The organism is Amycolatopsis acidicola (assembly GCF_007713735.2).
GTDB lineage: Bacteria > Actinomycetota > Actinomycetes > Mycobacteriales > Pseudonocardiaceae > Amycolatopsis_E > Amycolatopsis_E acidicola.
In genome coordinates, this window is the sequence record NZ_VMNW02000040.1 from 1 (window position 1) to 21,980 (window position 21,980).

Genomic DNA, 21,980 nt, shown 5'->3' on the forward strand with positions numbered 1-21,980 from the left:
GGTTAGACCGGGATGACCGTGGGCACGATCATCGGGCGGCGGCGGTACGTCTCGGCCACCCAGCGGCCGGTCACCCGGCGGACGGCCTGCGCGATCCGGTGGCTGTCGGTGATGCCCTCGGACTCGGTGCGGGACAGCTCCATCTCCACCAGCGGCAGCACGGCGTCGAGCGCCTTCGGGTCGTCGGAGAAGCCGCGGCCGGAGATCGAGGGCGAACCGACCGCGCGGCCCGTCGCCGAATCGATCACCACGGTGATCGCGATGAACCCGCCCTCGCCGAGCACCAGCCTGTCCGACAGCGTCGACTCGCCGACGTCACCGACCGAAAGCCCGTCCACGTACACGTGCCCGACCTCGACCCGGCCGGTGGCGCGGGCCCGGCCGTCGACCAGGTCGACCACCACGCCGTCCTCGGCGAGCACCACGTGCTCCGGCGCCACCCCAGTGCGCACCGCCAGCTCACCGTTCGCGCGCAGGTGCCGCCACTCGCCGTGCACCGGCATCACGTTGCTGGGGCGAATAGCGTTGTACAGGAACAAAAGCTCGCCCGCGGACGCGTGCCCGGACACGTGCACCTTCGCGTTGCCCTGGTGCACGACGTTCGCGCCGAGCCGCACCAGGCCGTTGACCACACCGAACACCGCGGTCTCGTTGCCCGGGATCAGCGAGCTGGCCAGCACCACGGTGTCCCCGGCGCGGATGGAGATCTGCCGGTGTTCGCCGCGCGCCATCCGCGACAGCGCCGAGAGCGGCTCGCCCTGCGAACCGGTCGACACGAACAGCACCTTCGTCTCCGGCAGGTTCACCGCCTGGTCGAGGTCGATCAGGAGCCCCTCGGGGATCTCCAGCAGCCCCAGCTCGGCGGCGATGCCCATGTTGCGGACCATCGAGCGGCCCACGAACGCGACCCGCCTGCCGTGCCGGACCGCCGCGTCGAGCACCTGCTGCACGCGGTGCACGTGGCTGGCGAAACACGCCACGATCACGCGCTGGGTGACCCGGCCGATCACGTCGTCGAGCACCGGGCCGATGTCGCGCTCCGGCGTGACGAACCCGGGCACCTCGGCGTTGGTGGAGTCGATGCACAGCAGGTCCACGCCCTCGTCGCCCAGCCGGGAGAACCCGGCGAGGTCGGTGAGGCGCCCGTCGAGGGGCAGCTGGTCGAGCTTGATGTCACCGGTGTGCAGCACGACCCCGGCCGGGGTGCGGATGGCGACCGCGAGCGCGTCCGGGATGGAGTGGTTGACCGCGAAGAACTCCAGCTCGAACGGGCCCACCGAACGGCGCTCGGATTCGGTCACCTCGATCAGCTTCGGCCGCTGCCGGTGCTCGCGGCATTTCGCCTCGAGCAGCGCGAGGGTGAACCGGGATCCGTAGACCGGCAGGTCCGGGCGCAGCCGCAGCAGGAACGGGACCGCGCCGATGTGGTCCTCGTGCCCGTGGGTGAGCACGAGCGCGTCGATCTCGTCCAGCCTGTCCTCGATGGCGCGGAAGTCCGGCAGGATCAGGTCGACGCCCGGCTGCGCGTCCTCCGGGAAGAGCACCCCGCAGTCGACGATCAGCAGCCTGCCGCCGAACTCGAAGACGGTCATGTTGCGGCCCACCTCGCCGATTCCGCCCAGCGCGACTACGCGCAGGGCACCGTCGGCGAGTGCGGGCGGGGTGCTGGTCGGTCCGGGTCCGGCTGGATTCGGGGAAAGCTGTGTCACCTAGGAATGGTCCCTACGCTGGTGTGAGTGGTCGGCGAGACGTAGGCCGCCGCCGAGTCCGCTTGCGCGACCCTCGAACTGTGCCAGTCCCCGCCGCGGGATTCGTCAAGGGGGACCCCGGCCTGGGTGAGGTCCGCGGCGATAGCCTCGACCTGGTCCTCGGTGGCGGGCACCAGCGGCAGCCGCGGGCCGCCGACCTCGTGGCCGCGCAGCGCGAGGGCCGTCTTGGAGAACACCACGCCGCCGACCCGGGACATCGCCCGGAACACCGGCAGCATGGCGCGGTGGTTGGTGCGCGCGGTGGAGGTGTCCCCGTCTTCGTAGGCCTCGATCATCGCGCGGATCCGGCCCGCGACGACGTGCCCGATCACGCTCACCACGCCGGTGGCGCCCACGGACAGCCACGGCAGGTTCAGCGCGTCGTCACCGGAGTAGTAGGCCAGATGCGTGTTCGCGATGACCTCGCTGCCCGCCAGCAGATCGCCCTTCGCGTCCTTGACCGCGAGGATCCGCGGGTGCTCGGCGAGCCGGCGCAGGGTGTCGACCTCGATCGGCACGATCGAGCGCGGCGGGATGTCGTAGAGCATCACCGGCAGCCCGGTCGCGTCCGCGACCGTGGTGAAATGCGCCTGGATCCCGGCCTGGGACGGGCGCGAGTAGTACGGGGTGACCAGCAGGACGCCGTGCGCGCCGGCCTTTTCGGCCTGCTGCACCAGTTCCACGCTGTGCGCCGTGTTGTAGGTGCCGGCACCGGCGACGACCGTCGCGCGGTCACCGACCGCTTCGACCACGGCGCGGATGACGTCGGCCTTCTCGGCGTCGGTCGTGGTCGGGCTCTCGCCGGTGGTGCCGTTGAGCACGAGGCCGTCGTTGCCCAGGTCCACGAGGTGCTCGGCGAGCTCCTGCGCCCGCTTCAGGTCCACCGCGCCCTGGGCGTCGAAGGGGGTGACCATCGCGGTGAGCACGCGCCCGAACGGCCTGCCGGGGGCTGCGGTAGGTGGAGTGGACATGCTCTGACGGTACCTCGTTCGGGCCGGATTCTCCGCGACGACCTGCCGCAACGGCACGATCCACAGGCGGAGCACGCGGCGGGCCGGAGAATCCCGCGTGCCGGTGCCGCGTGACCGGAACTTATCCCGCTATTTCACGCTGTAGGCCACGCCCTCCGTCAGCTGCGCGGAGTCCTGCCGGGTGACGGCGCAGTAGGCCGACCGGTACGGGGTTTCGTAGGTGTCGACCGGCGTGTCCCACAGCTGCTGGGTCGGGATGAGCGCGCGGAAGTTCAGCGTGGGCCTGGCCTTCCCGTCGACCATGTTCGAGTGGAACGTCATCGTGCACCGGGCCTGGGCGAAGCGGGCGAGCGCGTCCACGCCCGGATAAGCCGCCGCGTCCGGGTCGGAACCGCTGGTACTGCCACCGAAAACCGTGAAGGTGTCGTAGACCTCGAAGTCGTGCGCCTTGGCGCAGTCGAGCCCGTTGTCGCTGGAGATGTTGTAGCCCGGGGTGAGCCTGCCGTTGTAGCAGGAGTACGAGGAGGTCGGGCTGAACGACGCCAGATCGCCCCCGTCGCCGTAGGTCAGCGTGGGCAGCATCGCCGGGTCCGTCGTGGACTTCGGCGTGCCCCACCAGTCCCCGAGCGCGAACCCGCCGGCCAGCAGCAGCACCGCGGCCACCGCGCCGAGTGAGACGAAAAGCTTGCGCCGCCCGGGATTCGCCGGCTGCACGGGCGCCTGCATGGTCGGCAGCGGGCCCGACCACAACGCGGTGTGCCCGCCCGGCGGCGTGTGCTGGCCGGCCGGCGTCGCGGCCATGCCGAGCAGCTGATGCGCCTGCGCGGCACTGATCCGGCCGTCCGGGCTGGCCACCAGCAGACCCATGATCGCCGACGCGAGCGGCCCCTGAATCCTTGTCAGGTAAGGGATTTCGTTCATGATCGCGTGCAGCGTCGCCGCCGTGGTGGGCCGTTCGAAAGCGAGCACGCCCTCGACCGCGAAGTACAGCGTCGCGCCCAGCGACCACAGATCCGAGGCGGGCAGCGCTTCCTTGCCCGCGACGCGTTCCGGCGCCATGAACGCCGGGGAGCCGACGATCATCCCGCTGGTGGTCAGCCGCGGGTCGTCGACGGCCTGCGCGATCCCGAAGTCGGTGAGCTTCACGCGGCCGTTGGCGGCGACCATGATGTTGCCCGGCTTGACATCGCGGTGCACGATCCCGGCTTCGTGCGCGGCCTGCAGCGCGGTGAGCACCTGCTGCCCGATCGACGCCGCCTGCGCCGGGGGCAGTGGGCCGTTGCGCCGCACCAGTTCCGACAGCGTCGGCGCCTCGACGAGCTCCATCACGATGAATGTGCCGCCGTCCTCGGAGACGACGTCGAAGACCGTGACCACCGCCGGGTCGTTAAGCCTGCCCCCGGTGCGTACCTCGCGCAGCACGCGTTCGGCGCGGACCGAATCCTCCGCGCCGTCGGGCAGCTGCAGTTCCTTGATCGCGACCTGCCGCCCGATCACCCGGTCCTCGCCGCGCCAGACCACGCCCATCCCGCCGCGGCCGATCTCGGCCAGCAAGGCGTACCGCCCCGCGATGATCCGGGGCGTGGGCGTGTTCGCCCGTTGCGTCGTCTGTTCGTTGGTCACCTGGCCGGGCCCTCCCTCGGTGCGGACTGGACGGATGCTAGTCCGACCCCGCACGCGTCCGGGCGGTTCCTCGGGAATTCAGCCGGCGAACGTGAGCCAGAGCAGCACCACGTTGAGCACCACGACGATCCCGGCGACGGCCCACGCCAGCACCGTGGTGACCCGGTGGTTGACCGCGTCACCGAGCAGGCCGCGGTCGCTGGTCAGGCGGACCAGCGGGATCAGCGCGAACGGGATGCCGAACGAGAGCACCACCTGTGACACCACGAGCGCGCGGGACGGGTCCGCGCCCAGCGCGAGCACGACGATCGCCGGGGCGAGCGTGATCAGCCGGCGCAGCAGGATGGGAATGCGTTTGCGCAGCAGGCCCTGCATGATCATCGCGCCGGCGTAGGCGCCGACCGAGGTCGAGGCGAGCCCGGAAGCGAGCAGTCCCAGCGCGAACAGCAACGCGACGCCACTCCCCAGCGCCTGGCCGACCGCGGTGTGCACGCCCTCGATCGAATCCACGCCCGCCACGCCTTGGAGATTGGTGGCCGCGAGCAGCAGCATCGACAGGTTCACCGCGCCCGCGAGCAGCATCGCGAGCCCGACGTCGACGCGGGTGATCTTCAGCAGCCGCTTGAGCCTGCCGCCCTCGGGATGCCCGTGCCTGTCGCGCGCCAGCCCGGAGTGCAGGTACACCGCGTGCGGCATGACCGTCGCGCCGAGCATGGCCGCCGCGATGAGCACGCTCTCGCTGCCCTGGAACCTCGGCAGCAGCCCGCCCGCGACGCCGGCGGCGTCCGGCGGTTCGACGAACACACTGGCCAGGAAACCGATCGCGATGACGGCCAGCAGCCCGGTGATCACCCGCTCGAACGGCCGCTGCCCGCCCTTGTCCTGCACCACCAGCAGGCCCATCGACACCACGCCGGTGATCACGCCACCGGCCAGCAAAGGCAGCCGGAACAACAGGTTCAGCGCGATCGCGCCGCCCACGACCTCGGCGAGGTCGGTGGCCACCGCGACCAGTTCCGCCTGCGCCCAGTAGGCCAGCCGCCCGGCGCGCGGCGTCCGCTCGCGCATCGCCTCGGGCAGTGACATGCCGGTGACCAGGCCGAGTTTCGCGGACAGGTACTGCACGAGCGCGGCCATCAGGTTGGCCGCCACGATCACCCAGACCAGCAGGTACCCGAACTGGGCGCCGGCGCTGACGTTCGCCGCGACGTTGCCGGGGTCGACGTACGCGATCGCCGCCACGAAGGCGGGCCCGAGCAGCGCCCCGCCGGCGCGGACACGCGCCAGCTTGGGGCGGGCCGCCTCCGTCAGTGCCATCGGACCACCTCTCGCCGCACGGTGTCGCCGGACCCAACTTGAATGTTAGGTGGACCGAACTTCCCTGTACAGCGTGCCCGGTGTGGCCTTGCTCGCGAATTTCAGCCCGGGAGGGCCACCTCGTGCCCGGCCCCGCGCAGCGCGTTGACCGCACGCTCCAGGTCCGCCCGCTTCACCAGCACGTGATCGGTGTCGAACGTGGAGAGCGTGAACAGCGCGACCCCGGCCGCGGCCAGCTCGTTGGCCAGCGCCGCGATGATGCCGGTGAGCTGGAACGCCAGCGGGCCGCGCACGGTCAGCAGCCGCCAGCCCGCCTCGACCCTCGCGCCCTCGGGCTCGTCACCGGAGGCGCAGATGACCGACAGCTCGGCGAGGGTGCGGGTGACCGAGACGAACCCCGGCCGCTCCAGCAGCGCGGCCGGAACCGGGGCGTCCGGCTCCAGCCTGGCGACCGTGTACTCCCCCGGCTGAACGTCGATGGCGAGCCGTTTCACCCCTCGAGCACCTTCGGGCTGGAGGCGATCTCGGTGCCGTCGGGCAGGGTCGAGATGGTGAAGTCGGCGAACACGTTTTCGGCGGCCTTTTGCAGCTGCCGCAAGCATTCCACGGCCAGCGCGCGGATCTCCACGTCGGCGTGCTCGGTGGCGCGCATGGCGATGAAGTGACGCCAGGCGCGGTAGTTCCCGGTGACGACGATGCGGGTCTCGGTGGCGTTGGGCAGCACCGCGCGGGCGGCCTGGCGGGCCTGCTTGCGACGCAGCGTGGCGCTGGGCGCGTCGTCGAACTTCTGCTCCAGCCCGGCGAGCAGCTCGGTGTACGCGTCCACACTCGCCTGCGCGGCCTTGAGGAACTTCTCGTGCAGCTCGGGATCCTGCGCGATGACGTCGGGCTCGACGAAGGCCGCGTTGCGCTCGGGGACGTAGCGCTGGGAAAGCTGCGAGAACGAGAAGTGCCGGTGGCGGATCAGCTCGTGGGTGAGCGAGCGGGAGATCCCGGTGATGTAGAAGCTGACCGAACCGTGCTCGAGCACCGAAAGGTGGCCGACCTCGATGATGTGGTCGACGTAGCCCGCGTTGGTCGCGGTCTTCGGGTTGGGTTTCTTCCAGGACTGGTAGCAGGCCCGGCCGGCGAACTCGGCCAGCGCCTGGCCGCCGTCCGCGTCGGTGGACCAGGGCACGTCCTCCGGCGGGAAGAACTCCGTCTTCGCGATCAACTGCACCTTGGGCGAAACCGTCTCGGCCACCTTCGCGCTCCTTCCCCTCTGCGACTCCAGGCAGCGTAACGGGAGCCTCCGACGGTTTCGGCGAAGACGCCCCGGCACCAACCCGACGCCTTGACTGACACCACATGTGACGTCATAGTGGTGTCATGGATTTGACGCCGTACATCACCAGCCTCCGCGAGGACCTCGCCGCCACGGCTTCGGCCGGCGACGAGAACACCCGGCGGACCGCGGCCGTGCTCTCCGCGGCGCTGGAGCCGGCGGTGCGGCTGGCGCTGATGAACGCGCTCGCCGACCTCGCCGCCGAGGTCACCACGCATCTGCCCGGGCACGTCGTGGAGGTCCGGCTCGACGGCCGGGACGTCCGCGTCGTCGTCACGGGGTCGCCGGAGGCCGCGCCGGAGCCGGGGCAGGCCCCGCCGCCACCGCCTCCGCCGCCTGCTCCCCCGAATCCGGGCGAGGGCGGGGACATCGCCCGCATGACGCTGCGGATGGTCGAACAGATCAAGGGACAGGCCGAGCAGGCCGCCGCCGCGCAGGGGGTTTCGCTGAACACGTTCATTTCGCAGGCGGTGCAGGGCGCGCTCGGTGGCGCCCAGTTCCACGGCAAGGGCGCGGGTAAGGCCAAGCCCGGCCGCAGCACCGACTCCCATCTGCACGGCTGGGTGAAGGGATGACCATGACCGAGCAACCGGGGGAACTGGCGCAGCACCAGGTGTTCCCCGTCGACGGGCCGGTGGATCTGGACGTGAGCGTGCTGCTCGGCCGGATCACCGTGGAGCTCGTGCCGGACGCCACCGAAGTCGGCGTCGAGGTGCGGCACGAGCCCGATGTCCGTGAGCCGTGGGCGCAGGGCATGACGAACCTGCTGAACTGGGTCACCGAACGGTTCGGGGACCAGTTCGGGGAGTTCAGCGGGTCCGCGGCCGAGGCGGTGCAGCAGACGCGGGTGGAGCAGACCGGCGGCCGCATCGTCGTCCGGGCGCCGAAAGCCTTGCCACTGCGCAACATTCCGCTCGGCGTGGTGGTGCGCGCGCCCGCCGGTTCACGGCTGGAGGCGCGCGCGGGTTCGGCCGATGTCACGGTCACCGGCGCCTGCGGGCGCGCGGACGTGCTGACCGGCGCGGGTGAGGTGAAGGTGGAGCGCACCGACGGCGCCGCGGTCGTGCGCACCGGCTCCGGCGCGATCCGGCTCGGCCCGACGCTGGGCGGGCTGCAGCTGCGCACCGGAAGTGGTGACGTGGAGGCGTCTTCGCTGTCCGGCTCGTCGACGGTGGCCACCGGCACCGGCGATGTGTGGCTGGGCGTGACCTCCGGCGAGATCATGGCGCGCAGCGGCAGCGGCGACCTGTCGGTGGCCGAAGCGGCCGCCGGATCGCTCGAACTGATCACCGGCTCCGGCGAGATCCGGGTCGGCGTGCGGCCGGGCGTGACCGCCGAAGTGGACCTGACTTCCAGTAGTGGCAAGGTTTCCAGCGAACTGGACGTGGCGCTCGAAGAGCCGGAGGGCGAGGTGCCGCTGCACGTCCGCGGCCGCACCGGCTCCGGCGCCGCGGTGATCACCCGCGCACCCCAGTAGCGCGGCGCCCAGGGGGTAGGGGGTGTCCCCGGATCCGTGTCCCACAGCCGGATTCCGGGGACACCCCCTCGCTCGTCACCGCGTCCACGAGATGTTCGGGTGGCACACCACAACCTGCCGCGGTGCGTAAAGTCGATCTCATGCCGGACATCGCGCCGTTCACGCCGCATACTCCGCAGGAAGCGATCGAAGATCTCCGTGCCCGTCTGCGCGCGACGCGGTGGCCGGACGCGCCCGAGGACGCCGGCTGGTCCCTGGGCACCGACATCGCCTACCTCCGGGAGCTCGTCGCGTACTGGGCGGACGGGTTCGACTGGCCGGCGCAGGAGGCGAAACTCGCGCGGCTGCCCCGTTTCCGCACGACCATCGACGGGCTCGGCATCCATTTCGTGCACGCGCGCGCGAAAGAGCCCGCGCTACCGCTGATCCTCTGCCACGGCTGGCCGGATTCCTTCTGGCGCTACGAAAAAGTCATCCCGCTCCTGACCGATCCCGCCGCGCACGGCGGCGATCCGGCGGACGCGTTCGACGTGGTGGTGCCGGACATGCCGGGCTACGGCTACTCCGACCGCCCCACCGCCGAGATACCCGACACGATCACCGTCGCGGGCAGGTGGGCCAGGCTGATGACAGCGCTCGGCTACGAACGATTCGCCGCGGCGGGCGGGGACATCGGCAGCGGGGTGAGCCGCTTCCTGGCGCTCGATCACGCCGAGCGCGTCGTCGGCGTGCACCGGATCGACGCGGGAATGCCCGTCTTCACGGGTGATCCGGCCGAGCTCGCGCCCGAAGAGCGCGCCTTCCTCGAATCCGCGATGGCGTGGGGCGCGGCGGAGGGCGCTTACGGCGCGATGCACCGCACGAAGCCCCAAACCGCGGCCGTCGGGCTGACCGACTCCCCCGCCGGGCTCGCCGCGTGGATCGCCGAGAAGCTCCGCGCGTGGAGCGATTGCGGAGGCGACGTCGAGCGGCGCTTCACGAAGGACGAGATCCTCACCAACGTCTCGATTTATTGGTTCACCGGCACGATCGGCTCATCGATGCGCATGTACCACGCCAACGGCGCGATCCCCCGCGAGCAGCAGGCCCGCCGGGTCGAGGTGCCATCGGGTTTCGCGCTGTTCCCCGGCGACCTCGTCCGCCCGCCCCGCGCGTGGCTCGAACGCACGACGAACCTCGTGCACCTGAGCGAACAGCCGCGTGGCGGGCATTTCGCGCCGTTCGAAGAGCCCGAGGCGTACGTCGAAGATCTTCGGACGTTCTTCCGGCCGTACCGCGGCAAAATGTGAGGGACTTTCGCAATAGCCTACTCGCAGGTAGTCTCACGCTCCGCACGTAGTCGTGTACAGCCGGAAGGAGCGCGCGCATGCCCCGGACAGTTCGCACACTGGTGGCGCTGACCGCCGCCGTCACGATGTTCGTCGCCGGCGTCAGCGCTCCCGCGGAGGCCGCCGCCACCAACGACTACTGCGTCGGCCAGTGCAACGACATCCTGCCGCCCGGCGAGAACGGCAACGCCACGCTCGCCGACATCCTCGCCAACCGGCTGTTCGGCACCCGGCCCGCGCACACCGACGACCAGCTCAAGCCGTACGAGCAGCTCGCGGGCAACTACCAGCAGCTGACCAACGACACCATCGACGACTACTTCAACGACTCGTCGTTCGGCGTCGCGAGCGGCGACGTGGCGAGCACGATCCAGCCGCGCTCGGACGTGAAGATCGTGCGGGACAAGAAAACCGGCGTCCCGCACGTGTACGGCAGCACCCGCTCGGGCACCGAGTTCGGCGCCGGGTACGCCGCCGCGCAGGACCGGCTGTGGATGATGGACGTGTTCCGGCACGTCGGGCGCGGGCAGCTGAGCGGGTTCGCCGGCGGCGCGGAGGCGAACCGTTCGCTGGAGCAGACGTTCTGGGCCGCGGCGCCGTACACCGAGCAGGACCTGCAGTCACAGGTCGACCGCATCGCGCAGAGCGGAGCCGAAGGCGCGCAAGCACTTTCGGACATCAGCGCTTACCTCGAAGGGCTCAACAGCTACATCAAGCAGTCGCACGACGGCCGCTACTTCCCCGGCGAGTACGTGCTGACCGGGCACGTCGACGCGATCACCAACGCCGGGGACATCGCACCGTTCACCGCGACCGACCTGATCGCCATCGCCGGTGTGGTGGGGGCGCTATTCGGCACCGGTGGCGGCGGCGAGGTCCAGTCCGCGCTCGTCAAGCAGGCCGCCGAAGCGAGGTACGGCACGCAGCTGGGCGACCAGGTGTGGCAGTCCTTCCGCGAGCAGAACGACCCCGAAGCCGACCTGACCCTCCACGATGGACAGACGTTCCCGTACGGGGCGAGCCCGGCCAACGCGCAGGGCGTCGCGACCCCGGACCCGGGCTCGGTCACGCCGCAGCAGGAGATCTACGACCCCACGGGCTCGGCGGTCACGAACGCCAAGGCCGAGGTCGCCGCGCCCGGGAATCTCAATGCCGCCAAGGGAATCTTCGACAACGGCGTGCTGCCGGGCGCGATGCTGTCGGACAAGCACGGGATGTCCAACGCGCTCGTCGTGTCCGGGCAGCACACCGACGACGGGCACCCGATCGCCGTGTTCGGCCCGCAGACCGGGTACTTCGCGCCGCAGCTGCTGATGCTGGAAGAGTTGCAGGGGCCTGGAATCAGCTCGCGCGGCGTCGCGTTCGCCGGCACGAACTTCTACGTGCAGCTGGGCCGCGGCCAGGACTACGCGTGGAGCGCGACGTCGGCGAGCCAGGACATCACCGACACCTTCGCCGTGCCGCTGTGCACGACCGGCGGCTCGGTGGTGACGAAGGATTCGAACTCCTACCTCGACAACGGCCAGTGCGTGCCGATGGAGGCGCTGGAGGTCGACGACTCGTGGAGCCCGACGATCGCGGACAGCACCGCGAAGGGCTCGTACAAGCTGATCGTCTACCGAACGCGGTACGGTCTCGTGCAGTCCCGCGCGACGATCGGCGGGAAGCCCGTCGCGTACACCAGCCAGCGGTCGACGTACCGGCACGAGGCGGACTCGATCATCGGGTTCCAGAAGTTCAATGATCCGGCACAAATGGCCACAGCGCAGCAGTTCCAGCAAGCCGCGTCGCAGATCAACTACACGTTCAACTGGTTCTACGTGAACTCGACCGAGGCCGCGTACTACAACTCCGGCTGGAACCCGGTTCGTCCGTCCACTGTGGATCCGAACCTGCCGGTGCTGGGCGAGCGGCGGTACGAATGGGCGGGCTGGGACCCGGCCACGAACGACGCCCAGCACACGACGGCCGCCGAGCACCCGAACTCGATCGGGCAGGACTACTACGTGTCCTGGAACAACAAACAGGCGCAGGGCTACACCGCCGCCGGGTTCGGTGACGGCAGCGTGCACCGTTCCGATCTGCTCGACGACAGGCTGGGCGCGCTGGTGCGCAGCGGTCAGAAACTCAGCCGCGCGGACGTGACGAAGGCGATGGAGGACGCCGCCGTCACCGACCTGCGCGGTGAGGACGTGCTGCCGGAGCTGCTGAAGGTGATCGACTCGCAGCCGGTCACCGATCCCGCGCAGGCCAAGGCCGTCGAGCAGCTGCGGACGTGGCTTTCCCACGGCGCCAAGCGGGTCGAGACCACGCCGGGCAGCCACACCTACGCCGACGCGGACGCGATCCGGGTGCTGGACGCGTGGTGGCCGCTGCTGGTGCAGGCGGAGTTCGGGCCGGGCATGGGCAAGGACCTGTTCACCGCGATGACCGGCGCGCTGCAGATCAACGAATCGCCGTCGAACGGGCAGACCGGCCCCACCTCGGGCTCCGCGGGCGCGAACGAATCGGTGCCACACCGGGGTTCGGCGTTCCAGTTCGGCTGGTGGTCCTATGTGGACAAGGATCTGCGGGCCGTGCTCGGGGAACCCGTGGCGGGCGGGCTGGCGCAGCCGTACTGCGGCGGCGGTGACCTCGCGTCGTGCCGGACGGCGCTGCTGACGACCCTGGCGCAGGCCGCGGCGCAGCCGGCGTCGGAGGTCTATCCGGCGGATGACAACTGTTCGGCCGGGCAGCAGTGGTGCGCGGATTCGATCGTGCAGCGGCCGCTGGGCGGGGTGACCGACCCGGCGAGCACGTGGCAGAACCGGCCGACGTTCCAGCAGGTCGTGCAGTTCGCCGGGCACCGGTGAGCCCGACGGCGGCGCGCTGGGACTCACTGCCATGGTCCGAATCCGCCTCGGCCGGGAAGCGCGGCTCGATCAGGTCACGGTGTTCGTGGACGCCGCGGCGGAGGTCTCCCTCATCGGCGGGCGGGGCTGACGACCGTGCGAGGAGTCAGGCGTCCCTTCTCCGGCTCACGGGTGATCTCCCCGGCGGTGGCCGCCGAGTTCAGGGCGCCGATGGTGTCCTCGGCGCGGTAGATCGTCTCCAGCAGCGTGTGCCGCTGCAGTTCGGCGACCGTGCGGCTGCCCCGCCGGGCAAGTTCGGCCGACAGCGCCCGTCGCAGCGGAAGTAGTTGGGGCGTAAGGGAAATATCGATCAGCGTGCGCTCGGTGTCCGCCGGGTCCCGGTAGCGGATCCCGGCGAACTCGTCGACGGACCACAGCTCTCGCTTGAAGGTCGCGAGATGTTTGCTGTCGCCCGTCGCGAACACCAGGAGCTCCGTCTCGCCACCGTCGGCGACCAGCTCGACGGCGACCCGGTAGGCCAGCCCGACCTCCCCCAACCGCTGCCGGTCGCCGGCCTCGGGCAGCGTGAAGACCACCTCGTGGGCCTTGCCCTTCGTCAGCGACAACGCGTCGAGCATGTCCAGGTGCGCCAGCATCGGCCCGTCCACGGTCAGGCCCGTGGGCGTGTCCACCCGGCGGACCGACAACCCTTCCGGCGGCTCCCCCAGCTCGGGCGACCCCACGACCACCATCTCGAGGTGGTGCCCCTCGATCCGGTCGGCGAACTCCTCGAAGACCCGGAACGCGTCGGCCCCGAGTTCACCACCCTCGACATACGTGGCGCGGCGATGCGACCGCAGCGCCCCGGCCAGCCATGCGTCGAGGTACCGCACCAGCACGTCCCGCTCCACGGCGGCATGCTGGTCACGGCGCCGGACGCGCTCGGCCATGCTCTGGTTGTACCGTGCGCGACCGGCACACGCCACCCCCGTAACGGGCACCATGGTCGACGCGACTGCGCTGGTGACACCCCTGGGAGGCTTGAGATGTCCTCCACGTATTTCTTCCAAGAGGCCTGGCCCGAGGAGCTCGCCCGCCTCACCTCGCTCGAGGCAGCGCTCGACCCCGGGACGAAGGCACTGCTGGAACCCTTGTCCCGCAACGCGAAAACGTGCCTGGAAGCCGGCGCTGGGGCCGGTTCCATCGCCGGGTGGCTGGGCGAGCACATCCCTCCGCCGGGGCGGGTGCTCGCCTGTGACATCCAGACCAAGTTCCTCGAGCGGATGAGCAACGCCCAGTTGGAGATTCGCCGCCACGACATCGCCGCGGACGCGTTACCCGCCGATTCCTTCGATCTCGTGCATGTCCGGTGGACGCTGTTCTGGCTCGCCCCGGCATCCCGGGCCGCGGCGGTCGCGCACCTGCTTTCGTCCTTGCGCCCTGAAGGCCGGCTTCTCGTCGAAGAGCCGGATTTCGCGCCCCTGTTGCACTCGCCCATGCCCGCACCCCTCGACCAGGTGATCACCGAGCACGCCCGGTTGATCAGCGAACGCAGCCCTGTCGACGTGACCTATGGCCGGCGCGTCTACGCCGACCTGACGGCGGCCGGACTCCGCGACACCCGGACCGCCGCACGCACGCACGTGATCGAGCCGGGCAGGACCGAGACCGGGGGCGCCTGGCTACGGCTGGCCCTGAACCGGATCCGCCCGGACATGGTACGTGCGGGGATGGTCACCGAGGCCGCGTTCGACGTGGCGCTCCGGCAGTTCGACGAGCCGAACGGGCTCGTCTTCCCGCTCACGATGGCGGTGTGGGGACAGAAATAGCTGTCACAGCTTGCGCAGTACCGGCGCCAGATCACCCCGCTCCCCCACGACGACCCCGTCGAGTTGCAGCCACTCGGCCATGTGGCGCAGCTCGGCGATCAGCTCCGGGGCGACGCGTGCGATGTCCGCACCCGGCTCGGCGAAGGCGCCCGGCACCCGCAGCACACCTTCGGCCCTGTCCGCCTTCAGGTCCACCCTCGCGACCAGCTCACCGTCGAGCAGGAACGGGAAAACGTAGTAGCCGTAAACCCTTTTCGGCCCTGGGACGTAGATCTCGATGCGGTACTTGAAGTCGAACAGCCGCTCCGTCCTGGCGCGCTCCCAGATCAGCGGGTCGAACGGGCACAGCAGCGCCCGGCCGGTGATCTTGCGCGGCTGCCGCGCGCCCGCGAACCGGTACGCCGGGGCCCGCCACGTGCGCACGCGGACCGGCTCCAGCACACCGGCCTCGACGAGATCCACCACCGCCTGCTGACTCACCTGCGGGCCGAGCCGGTAGTAGTCCCGCAGATCGGGCTCGGTGGCCACGCCGAGCGCCGCGGCCGAGCGCGTGATCAGCTCCCGTGCGCCCTGTTCCGGGGTGACCTCCCGGCTCAGGATCTCCGGCGGGATGACCCGTTCCGTCAGGTCATAAAGCCGCTCGAAGGACTTGCGGCTACCCGTGGTCAGCTGCCCGATGCCGAACAGGTACTCACAGACCTTCTTCACCTCCGAGCGATCCCACCACGGGCCCGGGGTGCGCTGCGCCTCCCCCACCACCTCGCGCTCGATCCGCCCCGCGCCGACCGGGCCTAGCTCCTTGACCACCGCCAGGATGTCCTCCACCAGCTGCGGCGACCGGTCCAGGATCGGCTGGTAGTGCCGCCACCAGCCGTCCCGCTTCGCGCGGGAACGCAGCAGCGGCCAGTCCTCCACCGGGATCAGGCTCGCCTCGTGCGCCCACGTCTCCACCAGCAACCGCGGCTTGCGCGCGCTCGGCGACCACGCCGCGTCGTCGATCAAGGCCTGGTCATACGCGCCGAGCCGCGCGAACAAGGGCGCGTAATGGGCGCGCACCACCACGTTCACCGAGTCGAGCTGGAGCAGCTGCACGCGCGAGAGCACCTTCTTCAGGTGCCTGCGCGTGCTGACCTCCGGCCTCGGATCGGCGAACCCCTGCGCGGCCAGCGCGACCCGCCGCGTGGCCGCAACGCTCATCGTGTCCATCGGGGATCATCGTGCCAGCACCCACCGACAGTTTTTTACGAGATCGCCCGCAGCGGCCCGCGGAGCCGTCGTAGCTCGTCGACCGCCTCGGCCGTTTTCCGTTCGGCGGGAAGGAAAACGACGAGCTGCTGATTGTCGTCGGCGAGTTCGAGCGGCTCGCGGAGGAAGCGGAGTTCCCGCCCGGACGGGTGATCCAGGCGGAGCACGCCGCGCTCCGGGACCTCGTGCCGGTTCAGCCGGCGGGTGAACTCGGGGCCCGCGACGGGCGCCAGTTCGGCGCTGAGCCATTCGCTGTTCTCGACGGCGGGCCCGAGCCAGAGGTCGAACGCCTGCTCGTCGGCGACCTGGTCCCAATCGGGAAACAGCTTGCGCGCACGGGGATCGGTGAAGACGTACCGGGTGAGGTTCGGCGCCTCGGAGTCGAGCAGGCCGCTGCCGCTGGTGATCACCTCGAAGCCCGCGGTGTGCGCGAGGAGGTCGCCCAGCCTGTTCGTCACCACCGCGATGCCCGGCTCAAGCAGGCGAAGCGTTTGCAGGATCTGCGGCCGCACGTGCCGCGGCGGTGGCGCCGGACGGGTGTGCGTCGGGCAGGCGCCGCCGGTGATCTTCGCGAGGTAGCGCAGGTGGTTGCGCTCCGCGGGGCCCAGGCTCAGCGCGTCGGCGAGCGCGTTCATCACGGCGGGCGAGGGGTTGCGGTCGCGGCCCTGCTCGATCCGCGTCAGGTACTCGACGCTGATGCCCGCGCGGGTGGCGAGATCCGAGCGGCGCAGCCCCGGGGAGCGGCGGCGGCCGCGCTCGGGCAGGCCCAGCGTCTCCGGCTGGGTGCTGTCGCGCTTGGCGCGGAGGAAATCCCCCAGTGGCGAGCCCATCTGCCGAGCATAGGCCGGTCGGCGGGGCTCAGCGTGGCCCTGCGGGGGCCAGCCTGAGCGCGGCCTTGCTGCCGCGGCGGCCCAGGTCGATCGTGGGGGCATGACCAAACTCGTGATCATCGTCGGCAGCGTCCGCGAAGGCCGGTTCGGCCCCGTCGTGGCTTCGTGGGTCGCCGGGCAGGCCACCGCGCACGGCGGTTTCGACGTGGATGTGCTCGATCTCGCCGATGTCGACATCCCGCTGGAACTGCCCGCGGCGTCCCCGAAATACGCCGGGGACGACTACCCGCGCCCCGCCGGGATGGCCGCGCTGACGTCGGCGCTGACGGAGGCGGACGCGTTCATCATCGTCACGCCGGAGTACAACCACAGCTACCCGGCCTCGCTCAAGGCGGCGATCGACTGGCATTTCACGCAGTGGACGGCCAAACCGGTCGCGTTCGTCAGCTACGGCGGCGCCGCCGGTGGCCGGCATGCGGTGCTGCACCTGGAAAACGTGCTGACCGAACTGCACGCGGTGACCATTCGCGACGGTCTGATGTTCCCGATGTACTACACCGCCTGGGAAGACGGCAAGCCACTCGACCCCGCGACGCCCGGCTACGCCAAGACCATGCTGGACCAGCTGGCCTGGTGGGCCCGGGCACTGAAGGCCGCCCGGGAGGCCGAGCCTTATCCGGCTTAGTGCTCACTCCGCGAGCCAGTGCAAGACGATCATGCCGCCGTGCGGCGGCTGGTCGAGGCGCCGGTCGTAGGTCGCCAGGTACTCGTCCAGGAGTTCCTGGATCCGGAGGTCCAGTTCGGCGGCGTCGTCCGGTGACAGGTGCAGGGCGAAGCTGCGGAAGAGCTGCACCGAACCCGGCCCGGCCGCGCTGATCTCCTCTCGCCTCGACGAGGTGACGCACGTGGTAGAGCACGGTTCCCGGGTCGCGGTCGACTCGCCCGGCCAGTTGTTTGTTGGTCAGCTCCTGCTGCCAGCACAGACGCAGGATCCTCATGAGCCTGCTTGCGCTCATCGCACTCGGCGCGCTGGCCGGGGTGACCGACAAGGCCATGCGGGCCGCCGAAGCACCCTGGTGATCAGCCCGGCACCACGACCATCCGCTTCCCCGGCGGGGCATCGCGGGCCCAGGCATCTTCGATCCCGCTCAGCGGCACTCGTTCGATGTCGCACACGAGTTCCCCGGCTCGCGCCCATTCGACGACCTGCTCATAGGCTTCCGTCATCGCCGTCGGCGTCAAACCCTTGGTGGCGCCGTAGATCTCGACGCCCGAGGTGCGCACGCTCGCCGCGGGCAACGAAAGCGTCCCGCCCGCGCTCGCGCCCACCTGGACGAGCCGGGTGGGTTTGGCCAGGCCCAGCCCGGCCGGGGTCAGCGCTCGTATCAACAGCTCGGTTGGCCTGCCCCACAGGAAGTCGAGCACCACATCGCAGTCCACGTGGCGGAAAGCGGCCACGAGGTCCTCGTCCGGCACGTCGGTGCGGATGGTCGCGTCCGCACCCACCTCGCGCAGTGCCTCCGCCCGCCGTCCGGTCGCGATCACCCGTCCCGCGCCGAGTTTGCGGAGGACCTGAACGGCGCGCTCGGCCAGCGCGCCGTAGGGCGGGCGCACGTTCCCGAACCCGACCACCGTGCCATCGGGCAGCGCGCCGACACCGTCGAAACCGGGGATCGCGGGCAAGGCCGCCGCGAAGTCCCCCGACGCGTGACGGCGGCGGTTGTGCACGAACTCGGCGAGACGCCCCGGTACGAGGACTTTCCCGACCCGGTTCCGGGTGAGGGCGAGGTTCGGGTGCATGCCGCTGACGCGCGAGCGGATCGTCGCGGAAGCACTGGCTCTGCTGGACGAAACCGGCCTGGAAGGCGTATCGCTGCGCAAACTCGCCACCCGGCTCGGGATCCAGGCGCCGACGCTCTACTGGTACGTCCGCAACAAACGTGAGCTGACCGGCGAAATGGCGGAAGCGATCCTGCGGCCCGATCTGGAGACGCTCCCGGAACCCAAGGGCACCCCGTGGCGCGAGTGGCTCCTGGACGCCGCGAGCCGGTTCCGCCGCGCGCTGCTCAGCCATCGGGACGGCGCCCGGATCGTCGCGGAGGCCCAGCGTTCGACGACGATGGCCGACCTCACCGAGCACGCCCTGTCCGTGCTGGTGGAACAAGGCGAATCCGTGCGACAGGCGCGGTTGCTCGTGCTGCTCGTCGAACGGTTCACCCTCGGGCTCGTGCTGGAGGAACAGTCCGGCCAGGCCGAGCCACACGATGTCGACCGGGAAGCGCTCGCCGAACGGTATCCGCTGACGACCGCCGGGATCACCGAGTACTTCGGCACCGGCGCTACCGTCGACGACCTCTTCCGCCACAGCGTCCGCCTGATGCTCGGCGCTACAGCACCGTGATGCCCGCCGGCTGGGTGGACAGGCCCACCGGCACTGTGCCCACCACCCGCCGCGAGGCGAGATCCACCGCCTGCACCGTGCACGAAGCGTTGGTGCTGACCCACAACGTCTCCTGCGTGGCGAACAGGCCCGTGGGCACATGGCCGACCGGGATCGTCGCGACGACGCTGCCATTCCCGGGGTCGACGACGGAAACCGTGTCGTCGTTGGCATTGCTCACGTAGGCGAAGGAGCCGTCCGGCCGGAACACGACCTGCCACGGCGAACACCCGACCGACACCCGTTCCACCGCAGCACCCCGCACCACGGCGATGGCGTTTTCGTCCGGCAACGTCGCATACACCAGCGAGCCGTCCGGGGACACGGCGAGCCCGCGGGCCCGCGCCAGCTCGGTCATCCGCGAGCGCACGGCGCGCGTTTCCAGATCCACAATGGACAGACCGTCCGCGCAAGTGGCGTACAACGTCGTGCCCGCGACGGCCACGCCCAGCGGCGCCGCGCCCACCTCGATCTCGCCCTCGCCCAGCACCGAAACCGTGCGCGTGCCCGTGTTCGCGACGAACACGTCCGGTCCGGAAGCGACGATCCCGTGCGGTGACGCGCCGACGGGGATCCGCCCGGTCATCGCGTTCGTGCCCGGGTCGAACACCGAAACATCACTCGCGCCCGAGTTGGTCACCAGGATCCGCGAGCCGTCCGTGGTGACGTCGTACGGGTTCGGGCCCGCGACCACGGCCCGCAGCAAGGAAGAACCCTCCAGCACGAGCAGCTGGAACCCGGTGATGCCCACGACGTAGACCCGCCCCTCCCCCGCCGCGGGCGGGACGGCCGTCGCCGCCGCGAGCGGGATGCCCGGGAAGTTCGTGCCCTCGGCGCCATCGGGAAAGTCGGCCCGGTGCGTCGTCAGGGTTTCGCTCACCCGGCTGCGTGGCCCGGCGTAGCCGGTCGTTTCCCTGCGGCCGCCCGGTTCCTGCCGCGGCTCCTGCTGCACGCCCGGAACCGCGGCAGGCGGGAGCGTCGCGACTCCATTCTGGGCTTCGGCGACATCCACGCGCGGCAACGACGGGAACGGCGCATCCGAAGGCATTCCCAAGGCGGACAACAGATCCCCGAACGTCTCCCGGCGCCAGTCCGTCAGGTTCGGCTCCCGCACCCCGGTCACCAGCTCGCACAACCGCAGCACCGACGTGTGGTCGAACCGCTCGCGCGCCACCCAGCCGCCCTGCGTCCACGGCGAGATGATCAGGCAGGGCACCCGGAATCCGGCCCCGATCGGCACCCCGTCGACGAACTCGCCCTCGGTCCCCCGCTCCGGCAACGGCGGCGGCACGTGGTCGAACAGCCCGTCGTTCTCGTCGTAGTTGAGGATGAACACCGTCTTGCGCCACACATCCGGGTTCGCGGCGACGGCGTCGAGCTTGCGGGCCACGAAATCCGCGCCCGCGGCGGGCAGGTAGTCCGGGTGCTCGCACTGCGCCCCGGTCGGCACGATCCACGAAACGGTCGGCAGCCTGTCCTCGCGCGCGTCCCGTTCGAACTGGTCGGCCGGGCCGATCGCCAACCCGTGCCGGTACAGCGGCGAAGCGGTGTCCGCGTCCTGGTACGCCTGGAAGAACTCCAGCGGGTTGCAGCCGTAGTCGTCTTCCTCCTGGTAGACGTGCCAGGAAACGCCCGCCTCGGTCAGCCGCTCCGGGTAGGTCTTCCAGCGGAACGGCGAGGGCACCACGTTGCTGGTCACCGGGCCGCCGCCGTCGCCGCCCGGGTCGATGGTGCCGGTCCACAGGTACAGCCGGTTCGGCCACGTCGGGCCGAGCACCGAGCAGTGGTAGGCGTCGCAGATCGTGAACGCCTCGGCCAGCGCGAAGTGGAACGGGATGTCCTCGCGCGTGTAGTAGCCCATCGTGAACGGCCCCGAGGCGCCGTCGGCAGCGCGGTGCGCGGGCACCCACCGGTCCATCCGGCCGTCGTGGCACGCTTCGTGCTGCACGGAAAACGCGTGGCTGGTCGACGGGATCGCTTGTGCGCCAGTGCGTTTCGTGTCGAGTCGGAACGGCAGGAGGTATCCCGACGAGCTTTTCTCGTCGGGCTGGTGGAACACCGAACGCCCGTCCGCCAGCGTGAGCGCGTCCGGGTCGCCGAAGCCGCGCACCCCGGACAGTGTGCCGAAGTAGTGGTCGAACGAACGGTTCTCCTGCGTCAGCACCACCACGTGCTCGATGCCCGCGGGTTTGACCCCGCTCGTCACGGCCTTGCGCAGATTCGGCGGCAGGAACGCGGCCACGGCGGCGAGACCGACGACGCCGGCGCCGGTCGCCAGTGCGGTCCGCCTGCTGACCATGCGCCCGATGCTCGCGAACCCGCTCGCCGAGGGCAATGCACCTGCCGGAATTGGTAGGTTCTGCTGCCATGAGCACGCCCTCGGTCCGCGCCGCCGTCGCCACGGACGCCCCGGAAATCGCCCGCATCCAGCGCACCACGTGGCGCACCGCCTTCGCCGACCTGCTCGGCGAGCAGGCGCTGGCCGAGCTGGACGCGAACGCCGAGGAACAATGGGCCGCCGCGATCGAGCACCCCGCGACCACCGTGCACGTGGCCACCGAAGGCGAGTTCACCGTCGGGTTCTGCGTCGCCGGGCCCGCGCCCGACGAGGAGGTGGCCTACGCCTCCGGCGAGCTGCCCGAGGACGCCGCCCGCACCGGCCTGATCGCGACGATCCTGGTGGAACCGCGCTGGGGCCGTCGCGGGCACGGCGGCAGGCTGCTCGCCAGCGCCGCCGCCGGCCTGCGCCGGAACGGCGCCGAACGAGGGATCAGCTGGGTCGCCGAGTCGGACTCGGCGTCACTTGGCTTCTTCCGGCGCGCGGGCTGGAGTCCGGACGGAACCGTTCGGACGCTCGATACCGGCCAGCGCCGGCTGCGCGAGGTCCGGCTGACCGGACAGCTCGAAATCGAGCTCGTCGGCGGGTGAGACCCTGCCCTTGCCGCGGCCGCGGAACCACCGCACCGTCATCACGATCAGGAAGATCACCGCGATGATCTGGTAGCTCGAACCCGCGA

Annotated in this window: 20 protein-coding genes; 8 read left to right on the plus strand and 12 right to left on the minus strand. The window is 70.7% G+C overall.

The window, feature by feature from the left end; genetic code table 11:
* Positions 1–2 precede the first annotated feature (2 nt).
* The 6 genes from FPZ12_RS24530 to thyX all read right to left on the minus strand — a co-directional run bounded on the left by FPZ12_RS24530 (position 3) and on the right by thyX (position 6,902).
* The gene (locus FPZ12_RS24530; protein ID WP_150980481.1) at positions 3–1,709 is read right to left on the minus strand and encodes a ribonuclease J; all 1,707 of its coding nucleotides are present in this window, start codon (positions 1,707–1,709) and stop codon (positions 3–5) included.
* Positions 1,706–2,719 (minus strand): 4-hydroxy-tetrahydrodipicolinate synthase, encoded by a 1,014-nt coding sequence (gene dapA / locus FPZ12_RS24535; RefSeq protein ID WP_144761557.1) that lies wholly within the window; start codon positions 2,717–2,719, stop codon positions 1,706–1,708. Before dapA ends, FPZ12_RS24530 begins: the two co-directional genes overlap by 4 nt.
* Positions 2,720–2,848: 129 nt before the next feature.
* A complete protein-coding gene (locus tag FPZ12_RS24540) occupies positions 2,849–4,342 on the minus strand; it encodes a serine/threonine-protein kinase (protein WP_144761554.1) in 1,494 nt (497 codons plus the stop codon).
* Between the two features lie 78 nt (positions 4,343–4,420).
* A complete protein-coding gene (locus FPZ12_RS24545; RefSeq protein ID WP_166462888.1) occupies positions 4,421–5,659 on the minus strand; it encodes an Nramp family divalent metal transporter in 1,239 nt (412 codons plus the stop codon).
* 101 nt (positions 5,660–5,760) lie between these two features.
* Positions 5,761–6,153 carry an ACT domain-containing protein gene (locus tag FPZ12_RS24550; RefSeq protein WP_144761551.1) on the minus strand — a complete coding sequence of 131 codons (393 nt, stop codon included), beginning with the start codon at positions 6,151–6,153 and terminating at the stop codon, positions 5,761–5,763.
* Entirely contained in the window at positions 6,150–6,902 is a 753-nt protein-coding gene (thyX, locus tag FPZ12_RS24555; protein WP_144761548.1) for an FAD-dependent thymidylate synthase, read from the minus strand. The genes FPZ12_RS24550 and thyX overlap by 4 nt, the downstream gene beginning before the upstream one ends.
* A gap of 125 nt (positions 6,903–7,027) precedes the next feature.
* Between thyX and FPZ12_RS24560 the strand changes: the two genes are divergently transcribed.
* The 4 genes from FPZ12_RS24560 to FPZ12_RS24575 all read left to right on the plus strand — a co-directional run bounded on the left by FPZ12_RS24560 (position 7,028) and on the right by FPZ12_RS24575 (position 12,640).
* Positions 7,028–7,558 (plus strand): toxin-antitoxin system HicB family antitoxin, encoded by a 531-nt coding sequence (locus FPZ12_RS24560; RefSeq protein ID WP_144761545.1) that lies wholly within the window; start codon positions 7,028–7,030, stop codon positions 7,556–7,558.
* The gene (locus FPZ12_RS24565) at positions 7,555–8,460 is read left to right on the plus strand and encodes a DUF4097 family beta strand repeat-containing protein (RefSeq protein WP_424923637.1); all 906 of its coding nucleotides are present in this window, start codon (positions 7,555–7,557) and stop codon (positions 8,458–8,460) included. The genes FPZ12_RS24560 and FPZ12_RS24565 overlap by 4 nt, the downstream gene beginning before the upstream one ends.
* Positions 8,461–8,582: 122 nt before the next feature.
* Positions 8,583–9,749, plus strand: coding sequence for an epoxide hydrolase family protein (locus FPZ12_RS24570; protein WP_243770006.1), 1,167 nt, complete (start codon positions 8,583–8,585; stop codon positions 9,747–9,749).
* Between the two features lie 77 nt (positions 9,750–9,826).
* Positions 9,827–12,640: a penicillin acylase family protein gene (locus FPZ12_RS24575; protein WP_144758767.1), complete on the plus strand. Its 2,814-nt coding sequence runs from the start codon at positions 9,827–9,829 to the stop codon at positions 12,638–12,640.
* Between the two features lie 110 nt (positions 12,641–12,750).
* Here the strand turns inward: FPZ12_RS24575 and FPZ12_RS24580 are convergent, their stop codons facing one another.
* Positions 12,751–13,569, minus strand: a complete 819-nt coding sequence (locus tag FPZ12_RS24580; RefSeq protein ID WP_144758770.1) for a hypothetical protein — start codon at positions 13,567–13,569, stop codon at positions 12,751–12,753.
* Between the two features lie 96 nt (positions 13,570–13,665).
* On the opposite strand from FPZ12_RS24580, the gene FPZ12_RS24585 reads away from it, so the two are divergent.
* On the plus strand, positions 13,666–14,448 hold the full coding sequence (locus tag FPZ12_RS24585; protein WP_166462889.1) for a methyltransferase domain-containing protein: 783 nt from the start codon (positions 13,666–13,668) through the stop codon (positions 14,446–14,448).
* A 3-nt stretch (positions 14,449–14,451) separates the two neighbouring features.
* Here the strand turns inward: FPZ12_RS24585 and FPZ12_RS24590 are convergent, their stop codons facing one another.
* Entirely contained in the window at positions 14,452–15,654 is a 1,203-nt protein-coding gene (locus tag FPZ12_RS24590; RefSeq protein ID WP_144758776.1) for a winged helix-turn-helix domain-containing protein, read from the minus strand.
* A gap of 35 nt (positions 15,655–15,689) precedes the next feature.
* Entirely contained in the window at positions 15,690–16,523 is an 834-nt protein-coding gene (locus FPZ12_RS24595) for a helix-turn-helix domain-containing protein (protein ID WP_144758779.1), read from the minus strand.
* Positions 16,524–16,623: 100 nt separating this feature from the next.
* On the opposite strand from FPZ12_RS24595, the gene FPZ12_RS24600 reads away from it, so the two are divergent.
* The gene (locus FPZ12_RS24600) at positions 16,624–17,208 is read left to right on the plus strand and encodes an NADPH-dependent FMN reductase (RefSeq protein ID WP_144758782.1); all 585 of its coding nucleotides are present in this window, start codon (positions 16,624–16,626) and stop codon (positions 17,206–17,208) included.
* 3 nt (positions 17,209–17,211) lie between these two features.
* On the opposite strand, the gene FPZ12_RS46600 is transcribed toward FPZ12_RS24600, so the two are convergent.
* Both FPZ12_RS46600 and FPZ12_RS24610 read right to left on the minus strand, forming a co-directional pair.
* Positions 17,212–17,376 carry a hypothetical protein gene (locus FPZ12_RS46600; protein WP_243770007.1) on the minus strand — a complete coding sequence of 55 codons (165 nt, stop codon included), beginning with the start codon at positions 17,374–17,376 and terminating at the stop codon, positions 17,212–17,214.
* Between the two features lie 227 nt (positions 17,377–17,603).
* Positions 17,604–18,323 (minus strand): hypothetical protein, encoded by a 720-nt coding sequence (locus tag FPZ12_RS24610; RefSeq protein ID WP_166462890.1) that lies wholly within the window; start codon positions 18,321–18,323, stop codon positions 17,604–17,606.
* Between FPZ12_RS24610 and FPZ12_RS24615 the strand changes: the two genes are divergently transcribed.
* Complete coding sequence (locus tag FPZ12_RS24615; protein WP_144758787.1) at positions 18,322–18,924, plus strand: TetR/AcrR family transcriptional regulator C-terminal domain-containing protein; 603 nt, start codon at positions 18,322–18,324, stop codon at positions 18,922–18,924. The two genes, FPZ12_RS24610 and FPZ12_RS24615, sit on opposite strands and share 2 nt — an antisense overlap.
* Here the strand turns inward: FPZ12_RS24615 and FPZ12_RS24620 are convergent.
* Entirely contained in the window at positions 18,911–21,262 is a 2,352-nt protein-coding gene (locus FPZ12_RS24620; protein WP_144758790.1) for an alkaline phosphatase family protein, read from the minus strand. The two genes, FPZ12_RS24615 and FPZ12_RS24620, sit on opposite strands and share 14 nt — an antisense overlap.
* A 68-nt stretch (positions 21,263–21,330) precedes the next feature.
* Here FPZ12_RS24620 and FPZ12_RS24625 point away from each other — a divergent pair, with 68 nt between their 5' ends.
* On the plus strand, positions 21,331–21,891 hold the full coding sequence (locus tag FPZ12_RS24625; RefSeq protein ID WP_144758793.1) for a GNAT family N-acetyltransferase: 561 nt from the start codon (positions 21,331–21,333) through the stop codon (positions 21,889–21,891).
* The last annotated feature ends 89 nt before the right edge of the window (positions 21,892–21,980 follow it).